1 protein-coding gene is annotated in these 524 nt (G+C 54.6%); it reads right to left on the bottom strand.

Annotated features, from left to right (window positions below; all coding sequences use genetic code 11):
* Positions 1–129: 129 nt before the first annotated feature.
* On the bottom strand, positions 130–375 hold the full coding sequence (locus AC0L3P_RS40040) for a condensation domain-containing protein (RefSeq protein ID WP_473309469.1): 246 nt from the start codon (positions 373–375) through the stop codon (positions 130–132).
* Positions 376–524 lie beyond the last annotated feature (149 nt).

Raw genomic sequence — 524 nt, 5'->3', positions numbered from 1 at the left:
CCAAGTGGAAGCTCAGATCACCAAGCTCAAGCTGGTCAAGCGGCAGATGTACGGGCGCGCTAAGCTCGATCTCCTTCGGGCTAGGCTGATTGGCGCGCCATAAAAACAAACACGATCATCGAATATGCGTCAGAGCCCCGATTGGATGCCGATTACCCCGAATACGGGGTCCTTATTCCATGCCGAAACACAGTTCTCTGGCAGAAACCCGCGGCATCTACGTACCTCTCGAAGGTCCCTGAGCAGAACAGAGATCGACCAGGCATCGATGATAATTTTGTGGGCGGTGATCACTATGAAATAGTTGTCAGGGCCAAAACTGATCATGCGCGCGCGAAACAGATGACCTTGGCTGAGATCAAAGCTGCCGTTCAGCTCTGTTCGCCTTAGCTCGGCGATCAGCTTCTCAGCCTCCTGCGACGCTGAGATGCATCAGTCAGCTCGAGACTTGCGCGTGCGGAGCTCAAAAAGCTGAACCGGACCGTCCTCGTCGATAAAGCGTGCCGAAAGTGCCTGATGGCATG

The sequence above is a fragment of the Bradyrhizobium sp. WSM4874 genome (genome assembly GCF_055811835.1).
Note: the sequence above shows the minus strand (reverse complement) of the source record. Positions and strands in the feature narration are given on the sequence as shown.